At 56.8% G+C, this 12,814-nt stretch carries 8 protein-coding genes and 2 pseudogenes; 9 read left to right on the top strand and 1 reads right to left on the bottom strand.

Annotated elements, in window-relative coordinates:
* Positions 1–10 precede the first annotated feature (10 nt).
* The 4 genes and pseudogenes from BK816_RS07470 (at position 11) to BK816_RS07455 (ending at position 3,344) form a co-directional block, all read left to right on the top strand.
* A complete protein-coding gene (locus tag BK816_RS07470; protein WP_071164613.1) occupies positions 11–664 on the top strand; it encodes a nucleotide exchange factor GrpE in 654 nt (217 codons plus the stop codon).
* Between the two features lie 49 nt (positions 665–713).
* A complete protein-coding gene (locus BK816_RS07465) occupies positions 714–1,772 on the top strand; it encodes a DnaJ C-terminal domain-containing protein (RefSeq protein ID WP_071164612.1) in 1,059 nt (352 codons plus the stop codon).
* A 25-nt stretch (positions 1,773–1,797) separates the two neighbouring features.
* Positions 1,798–2,130 (top strand): annotated as a pseudogene (locus BK816_RS07460) (heat shock protein transcriptional repressor HspR); the annotation flags it as partial.
* 131 nt (positions 2,131–2,261) lie between these two features.
* Positions 2,262–3,344 carry a hypothetical protein gene (locus BK816_RS07455; protein ID WP_071164610.1) on the top strand — a complete coding sequence of 361 codons (1,083 nt, stop codon included), beginning with the start codon at positions 2,262–2,264 and terminating at the stop codon, positions 3,342–3,344.
* Positions 3,345–3,639: 295 nt separating this feature from the next.
* On the opposite strand, the gene BK816_RS07450 is transcribed toward BK816_RS07455, so the two are convergent.
* Entirely contained in the window at positions 3,640–3,897 is a 258-nt protein-coding gene (locus BK816_RS07450) for a hypothetical protein (RefSeq protein WP_071164609.1), read from the bottom strand.
* 149 nt (positions 3,898–4,046) lie between these two features.
* On the opposite strand from BK816_RS07450, the gene BK816_RS07445 reads away from it, so the two are divergent.
* From BK816_RS07445 to BK816_RS07425, 5 genes and pseudogenes are all read left to right on the top strand, one after another.
* Positions 4,047–5,432 (top strand): DUF2254 domain-containing protein, encoded by a 1,386-nt coding sequence (locus BK816_RS07445; RefSeq protein WP_071164608.1) that lies wholly within the window; start codon positions 4,047–4,049, stop codon positions 5,430–5,432.
* Positions 5,433–5,614: 182 nt separating this feature from the next.
* Positions 5,615–8,218: an ATP-dependent chaperone ClpB gene (clpB, locus tag BK816_RS07440; RefSeq protein ID WP_071164607.1), complete on the top strand. Its 2,604-nt coding sequence runs from the start codon at positions 5,615–5,617 to the stop codon at positions 8,216–8,218.
* Between the two features lie 309 nt (positions 8,219–8,527).
* Positions 8,528–10,162 (top strand): potassium-transporting ATPase subunit KdpA, encoded by a 1,635-nt coding sequence (gene kdpA, locus BK816_RS07435; RefSeq protein ID WP_071164606.1) that lies wholly within the window; start codon positions 8,528–8,530, stop codon positions 10,160–10,162.
* Positions 10,163–10,185: 23 nt separating this feature from the next.
* Positions 10,186–12,216 (top strand): annotated as a pseudogene (kdpB, locus tag BK816_RS07430) (potassium-transporting ATPase subunit KdpB); the annotation flags it as partial.
* Between the two features lie 9 nt (positions 12,217–12,225).
* Positions 12,226–12,783: a potassium-transporting ATPase subunit C gene (locus BK816_RS07425; protein WP_071164604.1), complete on the top strand. Its 558-nt coding sequence runs from the start codon at positions 12,226–12,228 to the stop codon at positions 12,781–12,783.
* Positions 12,784–12,814 lie beyond the last annotated feature (31 nt).

Genomic DNA, 12,814 nt, shown 5'->3' with positions numbered 1-12,814 from the left:
AAGAGGAAAAATGACAGACCAAAACTTTGAGCCTAACGAGGACGAGCAGGCAACTAGCGACGCCCAGTCTGAAAACGAACAGCCGCAAACCTCAAACGAGGCCGAAAGCCCCCTCGGTGAGGATATCGCCCAGGAAGCCCAAGCCTGGTTGGCCGATCAAGCCGAAAACGGGGAAGCAGCAGGCGAAGGTGAAGAAGATGGGGCAGAGGAATCCGAAACCGATCCTCGCGATGCCAAGATCGCCGAACTAGAAGACGAACTTGCTCGCACTCGCGCCCAGCTCTACAACACCACAAATCAATACAACAACTACGTCCGTCGCTCCAAGGAGCAAGAGAAAGCTAAGGTGGAAGAAGGCAAAGCCGACGCCGTCGCCGCTCTTTTCTCCGTCATGGACGACATTCACGCAGCACGCAGCCACGAAGAAATCACCGGCCCATTCGCCGGCATCGTGAACAAGCTAGAAGAAACCTTCACCAACAAACTCGGGGTAGAAATCTACGGGGAAGTTGGCGACGTTTTCGACCCAGCCATTCACGAAGCATTGATGGCCCAGGAAGCAGACGTCACCGAACCAGTGGTGGGTCAAGTCTTCCAGCCTGGCTTCAAGCTCGGGGAACGAGTATTGCGCCCAGCTCGCGTAGTAGTACACAATCCAGCCTGAAAACTAAGGAAAGACCTATTAACCAACAGCAAGAAAGGGGTGAGCTTTCATGAGTACACAAGACTGGTTTCAAAAAGACTTTTACACCGTACTGGGAGTAAAAAAGGACGCTGACGAAGCCGAAATCAAGAAGGCTTACCGGCGACTAGCCCGCAAATACCACCCAGACAAGAACCCAGGTGACGCCAAAGCCGAAGAAAAATTTAAGGAGATTTCTGAAGCATATCAGGTGTTGTCTGACCCAAAAGAGCGGCAGCAGTACGACGCGATCCGACAGATGGCGTCCGGTGGCGCCCGTTTCACTTCGGGGTCGGCGGGTTCAGCCGGCGGCTTCGAAGATCTGTTCGCTTCGGGGTTCGGGGCGCCGGGCGGTGGATTCGGCGGCCAGCGCGTTCGCTTCGGCGGAGGCGGCGGCGGGGCCGGGGACGTCTTCAGTAGCATCTTTGAAGCTTTCGGTGGCGGCGGCGCCCGCAGCGGCGGCGGCTTCAACTTCGGTGGCGGAGCTCCTGGCTTTGACCCCAGCGCTGCTTTTGGCGGCGGGGGCGGTTTCGGTGGCGCTAGCGCCCCGAAGGGAACCGACCTCAAGGGGGAAGTAAAGCTAGACTTCAAACAGGCCTTCTTTGGCTCCACCCAGAAACTAACCGTCGACGGCAAGAGCTTCAACGTGAAGATTCCCGCCCGCGTCAAAGACGGCCAAAAGATCCGTCTGCGCGGCAAAGGTCGGCCCAGCCCACAAGGTGGTCAGCCAGGTGACCTGATCGTGACCGTGGGCTTGAAAAAGGACCCGGTTTACGTGATCGAGGGCGACAACCTAGTCGTGAAGGTACCGTTGCGCTTTGACGAGGCCGCCCTCGGCGCCCAAGTTGAGGTGCCGCTACCTGATGGCGCCACCGTCAAACTCAAGGTTCCACAGGCCACCAGTTCCGGCCAGCGCCTGCGGATCAGTGGGGCAAAGGCCAAGGACCTGATGGGTAACAAGGGGCAACTCTTCATGGAAGTTACCGTGGTCAACCCGGCAGAAATGCCTCCGGCAGCGATTGACGCCGCCAAGGCATTTGCCGAGGCGATGGCGGACTTCAACCCACGTGACGGCCTCGGCCAGCACTAAAAACTAGAAAACAAGGAGCAAGGCAATGTCCGAAACACTTTATGTCATTTCGGTGGCAGCCGAGCTCGCTGGCATGCACCCGCAAACCTTGCGGCAGTACGACCGGCTGGGCTTGGTCAAGCCACGCCGCACCATGGGGCGCGGACGTCGATACACGGAAACCGACGTCCGCACCCTGCGCCGGGTGCAGCAACTCAGCCAAGAAGAAGGTATTAACCTCGCCGGGATTAGACGCATTCTCGATTTGGAACGTCGACTCGAACGGGCCGAACGGCAACTGCGACAGGTCGCCATGGAACAGGCTCGGGCTGCCCAACGTCAACCACGCGTTTTCGCGGCGGATGCTTCGGGTCAAGTTTACGAGACCGCTTTCGGGCGCGAAATCAAGCAGGTTTGGCGATTACTGCCCCCAGGGCGCGACTAAATCGCTAAACTATTGGAAACACGGCGGCATTGTCAGGGAAGAAAGCTGACCAGGAAGGACAACTAATGGCTTTAGGAAACGATCACCCCAGCACTGATCTGCCCGGCGGTAATCAGCCCGGCGGCCCAGAACCGGTCGGTCAGCCCGAACCCGGAACTCCACAGCCCGGGCCGAGCGCGCCTCAGCCAGGTGAACCTACCGATGGGGCGGAACCTACTCGTTTTCCTTCCCGCCGGTCTCGGCGTCAAAACCAGCCCGAAAATGAGGTTGTGGGTGTTACTCAGATACCGCAAAAAGAACTCGATGACGAAAAGGCGCAAAACGAGGCCGAAGAAAAGGTTGACGCCAACGGTCGGCCACAGCCGCGTTACGGGATCCGGCTAAGTGACGAGGAACGAGCACGCCTGAAGGCACAGCGGGAAGCAGAGCGCCCCAAGGAAGAGGCTAAACCAGAAACCGGTCGCGGTTTTAAATCCGCCGGTTTTGCCGGACGCCGTCCCAGCCCAGTGAAAGAAACTCGGCCGGAAGAAAAGCCGAAGCGTGGCTTTAACCGTCCAGTTCAGGGGCAAGAAGATAATCCTTATCGCCTGAACCAGGGCGCGCAGCCTAGCGGTCCAAGGCCGACTGCCCCAGCGCAGCCGGCGGCCCGCAAACGTGCCTGGTGGATTGTCGCCCTAGGTGCCATCCTGATGTTTATTGCGCCCATCATTGTGCTGTTTATTGTGGGCTTTTCCTTGGTGAACTTCGTTCCCAGCGACGCCCCGGTGCAACAGTTGTCCAGCTCGGCCATGAAGGTGCAAGTCTCACCGGAGAAAAAATCTTGGGTGGCTTTGACCTCGGCCTCGGCAGATACCAAATGTGAACTGACTGGAAGCAGCGGTAAGTCGGTGACTGGGGAACTCGTCCTCGGAAACGCTAAAGGTGGGCAGCAGGTCTTCGCCTTCCCTGCCCTAGGGGAGAAGAACGGCGAAGTAAAATGTCAGCCCGAGGTCGCCAATACTAGCGTGCTCTTCGCCGGCGGTGACATCTCTGACTGGATGGGCACCATGACCCTTTGGGTAATGTCCCTCTTCGTCATCCCATTCATTGGCTTCATCTTGCTGTTGGTCGGGATTTTCCGCCTCGCCCGCACCAAAGCCGCCCAATAGCGGCAGGGGGAGGGAGCAGCTACCCGTAGCGATAGGGGGATGATAACGTCCCTCAAAAGCGGCAGGGGGAGGGGCTCATGTCGCTAGGACGGTAATAGCCGCACTTTGTGAGCTGCTCGCTAGACCGGTGGCGGTGAGAAGCCAAGCCTAGGGCCCTGCGTCTTAAGAAGCACACCAGCCGATATGCGGTCGCGCACGCGCTAGGCCGAACAGTTTTTGACACAACTAAAGGTGGGTGGGAAACCAAATGGTTTCCCACCCACCTTTATGTTTTTGCTAAAGTCTAGCGTTTAGCTCAGAGGCCGAGCTTGCCCTTTAGGTCGCCTAGCTTTTCTTCAGCGGCTTCCTTGAGGTCTTCTGCCTTTTCCTTAGCGGCGTCAGCTAGTTCGCTGGCCTTTTCGGAGAGGGAGTTGGAGGTTTCTTCTGCACGGTTCTTGGCGGATTCGAAACCTTCTTCAGCGCGGTGCTGAGCGGACTGTGCACCTTCTTCGGCGCGGTTCTTGAGTTCAGTGGCCTTTTCTTCAGCCTGGTTCTTGAGTTCGTCGAAGTTCATGTCGACACCTTTCAGTAGTGTGAAACTAACAATCCCCATCTTATGGCAAGACTTAGGGCCTAGCGCGCTCTACTTGTAATCCTTTCGCTTTAAGCGCGAAAAAGGAATATAAAGCGGGGTTAAAGCCGCTTTTTGTCAAAATCTTTCCTGTGAAAGCTTTCTGGAACCGGATTTATGACTCGTTTACGGCCAAACTTTGGCCCTTGCCATTACTCAGTGCCCTCGTGGCGGCAGTGATGGCCGTGATCTTGGTAGAGATCGACATTCCTTCCGAGGCTTGGCTGTCAGCCTACCTATGGCCGGGGGATGCGAAGGCGGCCTCGGACATGTTGTCCTTTATCGCCTCGACCACGATGACGGTACTGACCACCACCATTTCCATGACATTGATTGTCTTGCAGGTGGCTTCAGGTAACTTCTCGCATCAGCTCTTGCGCGACTACATTCAGTCGCCAGCAGTCCGCGGGATCGTGGCGGTTTATGTTGCGGTGTTTACCTACGCGGTATTGGTTTTGCGTTCGCTTGATTCGGACAATAAGTTGCCGCCCCAGTTAGCAGTCACTGTCGCCATGATCTGGATTTTCATCGCAGTCGCCACCTTCATTTGGTACGTGTCTAAAGTGGTCGACATGGTTCGTGTGGACACCATTATCAATGCCTCCGTTAAACGCACCATGGATTATTCTGCCGATGCTACTGCCGAGGACGAGGAACGTGCGCCTTTCCCACGTCCGACGATTCCGGAAGATGCCCGTCGCGTCTATGCTGACGAGTTCGGCTATATTCAGCGGATTGATCTGACCGGCCTCGAAAAGTGGGCGAAAAAGTATGGGGCCACTGTCGTGGTGGATGTGCGCCCGGGTGACCGAGTAATTGCCGGGCAGGCGGTAGCGCGCTACTGGTTCGACCCCAGCTTGGCCCAGTTCGACTCTGACGAGGAAGAATCGCGCGACCTCGAAGAATTTAGGCAAAAAGACGCTTCCGAGGTGGAAGTCGACCTGCCCTCCTTCCTCAGCTTGGATCTGGAACGAGTTTCGGGCGAAGACTACTCGCTGGGTTTGCGCCAGCTCCTCGACATTGGGGTTCGAGCGCTATCTCCGGGTACCAATGACCCGACCACGGCCCGCCACGTCATCGGTCAGTCTGCTTCGGCTTTGCGTCAGTTGGTCCTAGAGCCGCCGTGCCCGCAGGTGCGTTTTGCCGACGTTGACGAGGACGATACTGCTGGCCGAGGACGCCTGCTGGTTTGGTCGGCGGTGCGCACTTGTCCAGAGATGGTTGCCGCCTTTGTGTCCCAGTTCCGACGCTATGGGTCAGGTGAGCCAGGCGTTTTGGTGGACCTCTTGCAAACCATGGAACTATTGGAAGAAAACACTTCCGATCCAGAGCTATTGAATGTCATCAACGAACAGCGAGCCAGCATTGTGGCCGCAGCCAAACGCCAACTGGAAGACGAATATGATCTGCGCATGGTGTTAACTGCCGCGAAAACTGAAGCTTCCGTACATGAACCGCCACCTGACGAAGGGGTTTAGAAAAGCTAGATAAAAGCCGGACATAGGCAACCTATGTCCGGCTTTCCGCTACCGTTTTTAGCCCACAGCAATCAAGCACCCCTCCAATAGTTGAGTGAGACCGACTCAACTTATACTTGAGTGGAATAGACTCAACTTTGTCGTTGTTGTGATAGTTAGACTACTTCACAGGAGGTTCAGACATGAACGCAAAAATGACAACTAAATCGAATGAAGCACTCTCTAGTGCCATTCAAGCAGCCGCTGCTGCCGGCAATCCGCAGGTAGAGGGGCTACACCTACTCGAAGCTTTACTAGAACAAGGACAGGGGATTGCGCTTAGCCTGCTAGCTGCGAGCGGCGCAGACCTAAACCAGATTGGTGCCAAGACCCGTAACGCCTTGGTGGCACTGCCAAGTGTCTCGGGCGCTTCGGCCTCGGCCCCAAATGCCTCCCGGGCCCTACTTTCCACGATTGACGCGGCTCAAAAGCATGCCGCGGCCATGGGGGATGAGTACGTCTCGACCGAGCACCTAATCATGGCCTTGGCAGAATCTAAGGACAGCGCGGGCGACATCCTGCGTGCTGCTGGAGCGACCCCGGACGCCCTCGGCGAAACCTTGCCGAAGGTGCGCGGCGGCCAGAACGTCACCAGTGCCGATCCTGAGGGAACTTTCGAAGCTCTCAAGAAGTACGGTCGTGACCTGACCGAGGTGGCTCGTAGCGGCAAGCTCGACCCAGTGATTGGCCGTGACGAAGAAATTCGTCGCGTCGTCCAGGTGCTTTCCCGTCGAACCAAGAACAACCCAGTGTTGATTGGTGAACCAGGCGTTGGTAAAACTGCCGTGGTCGAAGGCCTCGCCCAGCGAATCGTTGCTGGTGACGTGCCCGAATCCTTGCAGCACAAGCGCCTAATCGCCCTCGACATTGCGGGCATGGTGGCAGGTGCCAAGTACCGTGGTGAGTTCGAAGAGCGCCTCAAGGCAGTGCTAAAGGAAATCACTGAATCCGATGGCCAAATCATTACCTTCATCGACGAACTACACACCGTAGTTGGCGCCGGTGGCGGTTCTGAGGGTGCCATGGATGCCGGCAACATGCTTAAGCCGATGCTGGCTCGTGGTGAACTACGCCTAGTTGGTGCTACCACCTTGGACGAGTACCGCGAAAACATTGAAAAGGACCCGGCGCTAGAGCGTCGTTTCCAGCAGGTTTTCGTGGGCGAGCCTAGCGTGGATGACACCATCGCGATCTTGCGCGGTATTGCCCCCAAGTACGAAGCGCACCACAAGGTCACCATTTCTGATGGTGCCTTGGTGGCCGCAGCTTCCCTCTCGGATCGTTACATCACGGGCCGCCAGTTGCCGGACAAGGCGATTGACTTGATTGACGAGGCCGCTTCTCGCCTCCGGATGGAATTGGACTCCTCCCCAGTGGAGATTGACCAGTTGCGTCGTAGCGTTGAGCGCCTCCAAATGGAAGAGGCCTACTTGACCGAGTCGGGTGAAGGGGACGAGGCCGCCGATGAACGACTAGCTGATCTGCGGGCCGAATTGGCTGACAAGTCCGAAGAACTTGCCGGTCTGGTGGCTCGTTGGGAAGCAGAAAAGGCCGGTCACAACCGGGTTGGTGAACTGCGCGTGCAGCTCGACGACCTGCGCACTCAGCTCGAACTCGCCATGCGTGAGGGCCGCTGGGAAGAAGCCGGGCGTATCCAGAACGCGGACATTCCTCAGATTGAACGCGAAATCGCGGCAGCTGAAGCGGAAGAAAACCAGGCCGAGCAGCAAGGCGATGCTCCGGAGCCGATGATTGCCGAAAAGGTGGGCCCAGCCGAAATCGCTGAGGTGGTTGAGGCTTGGACCGGGATCCCAACCGGCCGTTTGCTCCAGGGTGAAATGGACAAACTGCTCGAAATGGAAGACGTGATCGCCTCCCGTTTGATCGGTCAGCGCCAAGCAGTAGCCGCGGTGGCAGATGCCGTGCGTCGCTCCCGGGCAGGCATTGCCGACCCGAATCGACCCACCGGTTCCTTCCTCTTCCTTGGCCCCACGGGTGTTGGTAAGACTGAGCTAGCCAAGTCCCTCGCGGACTTCCTCTTCGATGACGAGCGGGCCATGGTCCGCATCGACATGAGCGAGTACTCCGAAAAGCATTCGGTTTCCCGCCTAGTTGGTGCCCCTCCCGGTTACGTTGGTTACGACGAGGGCGGTCAGCTCACCGAGGCCGTGCGCCGTCGCCCTTACTCCGTGGTCTTGCTGGACGAGGTCGAAAAGGCCCACCCAGAGGTCTTCGACATCCTCTTGCAGGTACTCGACGATGGTCGTTTGACTGACGGTCAAGGCCGCACGGTGGACTTCCGCAATGTCATTCTGATCTTGACTTCGAACCTCGGTTCGCAGTTCTTGGTAGACCAGAATCGCACGGCAGAAGAAAAGCACGAGGCTGTAATGAGCACGGTTCGGGCCGCTTTCAAGCCCGAGTTCCTCAACCGTTTGGATGAGGTCTTGGTCTTCGAACCGCTCAGCCGTGACGAACTCACCCAGATTGTCACCCTGCAGTTGGCGGGCATGGAAAAGCGCCTCGCTGATCGTCGCATCAGTCTGGAAGTTTCCGAGGACGCCAAGGCTTGGTTGGCCAACCGCGGGTACGACCCAGCCTACGGTGCCCGACCATTGCGCCGTCTAGTACAGCGCGAGATCGGCGACCAGTTGGCTCGTCTCTTGCTCGCTGGCGAACTCGCCGGCGGACAAACCGCCCACGTCAATGTGGCACCAGACGGGGACTCGCTAGCAGTCACCGCCTAAAGCAAACGCTTAAGCCGGCAGTAGGAAGACCCTACTGCCGGCTTTCGCTTACCCACCCAAGGACGCAAGTGGTGAAAAAAGAGCTCCTTTTAGTACCCGAGCCGAATCCGTAAAGCAGGCGGGCACGTGGGGGACTGCTGCCCCTAGGCGGTGCGCCCTCGGCCCGCAAAACCCGTACTTTCGGGGAAAACAGGTGGCTGGAAGAAAAATCCAACCAAAATTTAACGCGGGAACCAAAATTTTTTAACAAGTTTTTTACAGCCGACTAATACTCTCTTTTCTGTCGAATCTGAAAAGAAAGGAAAGTTGATGTCTGCAGCAATTGGGCAGATCCTGATTCTGCTAATTGTGACGGTACTTTTGTCGATTCCCCTGGGAACCTACATTGACCGCGTAATGAACGGCGAACACGTCTTTTTGACCAAAGTTCTTCGCCCGGTAGAAAACCTAGTAAACCGGGGTATTGGAGTAAACCGCGACGTGAATATGAGCGGGCGTTCCTACTTCATTAACGTCGTCGCCTTCTCCGTAATGGGCCTAGTCATTTTCTTTATCGGCCTAGTTATCACCGGGATTGACCCGTTCCTAGCTTTCAACACCGCCAGCTCCTTTGTCACCAACACAAACTGGCAAGCCTACAGTGGTGAAAGTACCCTCACCGCCTGGCAGCAGGCCCTCTTCTTCACCACCCAGAACTTCGTCTCCGCGGGCGTCGGCATTTGTGTACTTTACGCCCTCGTGCGGGCGCTCATCGCCGAAAAGAGCTCTGGGGTAGGAAACTTCTATGTGGACCTGACCCGTGTAGTGCTCTACATTCTCTTGCCCTTGGCTTTCGTGATGACTCTAATCCTCATGTCTCAAGGTGTCGTACAGACACTCAAGAGCTATGTCATCGCCCAAATGGTGCAGGGCGGAACCCAATACATTCCACTCGGGCCAGCAGCCTCCCAGATTGCCATCAAGCAGCTGGGAACTAATGGTGGTGGCTTCTTCGGCACCAACTCGGCATTCCCCTTCGAAAACCCCACGGTGATCACCAACTTCGTTGAAACCATGGCCCTAGTGCTAATCCCAATGGCACTGTGCTTCGCCTTTGGCCGGGCAGTCGGCGACCGTCGTCAAGGACGCGCCCTATTTATCTCCATGTTCGTCTTGATGATTGCCGCCCTAGTCGGCACTTTCCTCGCCGAATACAACTACCACGTTGCGGGCCTAACCGCCGGCAATATGGAAGGTAAGGAAAGCCGTTTCGGCCCTGGCCTCTCCGCACTTTGGGCCGTAATGACCACCTCGGTCTCCAACGGCTCCGTGAACTCCATGCACGACTCTTTCACTCCGCTGGGCGGATTCTTCCCCATGCTCCTCATGCAGCTAGGTGAAGTAGTCTTCGGTGGCGTTGGCTGTGGCCTCTACGGCATGCTCGGTTTCGTCATTCTGACCGTATTCATTACCGGTCTAATGATCGGGCGCACCCCCGAATACCTGCGCAAGAAGATTGATCCGACTGACATGAAGATGGCTGCCGTGCTCTGTTTGACCACCCCACTGCTCATTTTGGTGGGGGCCGCCCTCGGCGCAGTCTGGCCAGGAGTTACCCAGTCCATCGGCAACCCCGGAATCCACGCTTTCTCCGAACTGCTCTACGGTTACACTTCCACCGGAGCAAACAATGGTTCCGCTTTTGCCGGCCTCAACGCCGACACCCCATTCCTTAACACCACCATGGGAATCGCCATGATCCTCGCCCGCTTCATCCCGATCTGGGCCACCCTAAAAATGGCTGATTCTATGCGAGCCAAAACCAAAATCGCCGTCTCCTCCGCCACCTTGCGGACCGACGATGGCATGTTTATTGGCCTCCTAGTTTTTGTAGTTCTCCTGATTGGAGCGCTCAGCATGTTCCCCGCCCTCGCGCTCGGACCCATCGCTGAAGCTTTGTTCTAAAGACCCACAGGAGAGGAGAAAAGACCATGACCCCTGAAATTCGTAAGCGAGCCCTAGTCGACAGCTTCGCCAAGCTCGACATCCGTGCCCAAATCAAGAACCCAGTGATGTTCTTGGTATACCTTTCGGCCATCGCCACCACCCTCATCTTTTTCCTCGGCCTATTCGGGATAAAAGATGCCGGTAGCGCCTATGTGGCAGCGATCGCCATCATTCTCTGGCTCACCGTACTGTTCGGCAACTATGCCGAATCAATTGCCGAAGGGCGCGGCAAGGCCCAGGCGGCCGCTCTGCGCTCGACCCGCAAGGACGTGAAAGCACACCGCAAACTTCCAGACGGCACTTTCGAAGAAGTTTCCTCCACGGATTTACGCAAGGGCGATATTGTCCGCGTAGTCGCTGGGGAACAAATCCCGGCAGACGGTGACGTGATTGCTGGGGCGGCCTCGGTAGACGAGTCCGCGATTACCGGTGAATCTGCTCCGGTGATCCGCGAATCGGGTGGCGACCGCAGTGCCGTCACCGGCGGCACCAACGTGCTTTCCGACCAGCTAGAAATCCAGGTGAGTAACAACCCGGGCGAATCTTTCCTCGACAAAATGATTTCCATGGTCGAGGGCGCCGCCCGCAAGAAGACCCCGAACGAAATCGCGCTCCAAATCTTCTTGATTGCACTCACCCTGATTTTCATCGTGGTTTGCATTGCCCTCTACGCCTACTCCGATTTTGTGGCCAAGCAACTGGGCATGTCGAACCCGACCTCGATCACCTCGCTGGTGGCACTCCTAGTCTGCCTCGCACCCACCACCATTGGTGCGCTGCTATCTTCCATCGGCATTGCGGGTATGTCTCGTCTCAACGATGCCAATGTACTGGCCATGTCCGGTCGAGCCATTGAAGCTGCCGGCGACGTGGACATCCTCATGCTTGACAAGACTGGCACGATTACTCTCGGTAACCGTCAGGCCTCCGAATTTATGCCAGCCCCAGGCGTGGACGAAAAAGAACTGGCCGATGCGGCACAGCTCTCCTCCCTGGCCGACCAAACCGCGGAAGGCCGCTCGATTGTAGTGCTCGCCAAGCATTACGGGATTCGCGAACGCCAGCACACCGAGAACTACCATTTCATCGAATTCTCGGCCCGCACCAAAATGTCTGGGGTGGACTATGACGGCCATGAAATCAGGAAAGGGGCAGTCGATGCCATCGCCCAGTACCTGGCCGCTAAAGGCAAGTCGATCCCAGAGGAAACCTACCACCACGTGGACCATGTGGCCCGCCTTGGCGGCACCCCACTAGTCGTAGTCAAAGACTATGAAGTGATGGGCGTTGTCTACCTCAAAGACATTGTGAAGGATGGGGTTGCCGCCCAGTTCTCCGCACTGCGCACCATGGGCATCAAAACCATAATGATCACCGGTGACAATCCGGTAACTGCAGCCGCGATTGCCGCCGAAGCAGGCGTAGATGACTTCTTGGCGGAAGCCACCCCTGAAGGCAAACTGGACATGATTAAGAAGTTCCAAAAAGCGGGACACCTAGTTGCCATGACCGGTGACGGCACTAACGATGCCCCCGCCCTCGCCCAAGCCGACGTGGCCGTGGCCATGAATACCGGCACCCAGGCGGCGAAAGAAGCAGGCAACATGGTTGACCTAGACTCCTCACCCACGAAACTGATTGAAATCGTGCGCATCGGCAAGCAGCTATTGATGACCCGTGGCGCCCTGACCACTTTCAGTTTCGCCAATGACGTGGCCAAATACTTCGCGATCATCCCCGCGATGTTCGTCGGCCTCTTCCCGCAGTTGGGAGTGCTCAACATTATGGGCCTATCCTCGGGTGAATCCGCCATTTTGTCGGCCATCATTTACAACGCCCTCATCATTGTGGCGCTGATTCCGCTAGCCCTCAAAGGCGTTAAATACCGGGCAGTGCCAGCCGCGCAGTTGCTGAAGCGAAACCTGCTGGTTTACGGCCTCGGTGGGGTAGTCGCCCCCTTTATCGCCATCAAAATTATTGACCTGATCCTACACTTCACCATTGGACTCTAAAGGAACATCATGAACATCAACCTCAAACGAGTTTTCCGGGCAACCCGAGCCATCTTGGTTTATACCCTGGTCTTCGGGGTGATCTACACGCTAGTGATGACTGGAATCGGCCAAGCGGTTTTCTCCCACCGAGTCAATGGTTCCCTGGTCGAAAAAGACGGCAAAGTGATTGCCTCCGAATACCTTTCGCAGCCTATGAAAGGGGAGAAATACCTGCAGGGGCGTTGGGAACTAGAAGATACAGAATCTTTCCCCGGCCACTACTTTGCCGGCCCGACCAACCAGGCTGTTAGCTACCCGGAATATCAAAAAACTTTGCAGGAGCGGGCTAAGAGCCTTAACCTGCCTGCTCCCGTGGGCATCGATTTGGTGACCGGGTCTGGTTCCGGCCTCGACCCAAATATCTCGCTGTCTTCGGCAATGTCTCAGGCACCGCGGATTGCCAAGTCGCGCGGCCTTGAGCAAAGCCAAGTAGAGGACGTGATTAAACGTCACACTGCCGGCAACTACTGGCAACCCATCACCAATGTGCTGCTAGTTAACTTGGAACTAGACGGCCTGAAATAAAGTCTTTTGGCGCCCTCGGCTCACCTTGCTG

It is taken from the genome of Boudabousia tangfeifanii (assembly GCF_001856685.1).
GTDB lineage: Bacteria > Actinomycetota > Actinomycetes > Actinomycetales > Actinomycetaceae > Boudabousia > Boudabousia tangfeifanii.
The sequence above is the reverse complement of the archived record's forward strand: the minus strand, read 5'-3'. Positions and strand labels throughout refer to the sequence as shown.

What these genes read in the sequence shown, in the direction of transcription:
- BK816_RS07425 (WP_071164604.1), top strand. Translation starts at nt 12,226, where the DNA reads ATGAACATCAACCTCAAACGAGTTTTCCGGGCAACCCGAGCCATCTTG.
- clpB (WP_071164607.1), top strand. Translation starts at nt 5,615, where the DNA reads ATGAACGCAAAAATGACAACTAAATCGAATGAAGCACTCTCTAGTGCC.
- BK816_RS07455 (WP_071164610.1), top strand. Translation starts at nt 2,262, where the DNA reads ATGGCTTTAGGAAACGATCACCCCAGCACTGATCTGCCCGGCGGTAAT.
- BK816_RS07450 (WP_071164609.1), bottom strand. Translation starts at nt 3,897, where the DNA reads ATGAACTTCGACGAACTCAAGAACCAGGCTGAAGAAAAGGCCACTGAA.
- BK816_RS07470 (WP_071164613.1), top strand. Translation starts at nt 11, where the DNA reads ATGACAGACCAAAACTTTGAGCCTAACGAGGACGAGCAGGCAACTAGC.
- kdpA (WP_071164606.1), top strand. Translation starts at nt 8,528, where the DNA reads ATGTCTGCAGCAATTGGGCAGATCCTGATTCTGCTAATTGTGACGGTA.
- BK816_RS07465 (WP_071164612.1), top strand. Translation starts at nt 714, where the DNA reads ATGAGTACACAAGACTGGTTTCAAAAAGACTTTTACACCGTACTGGGA.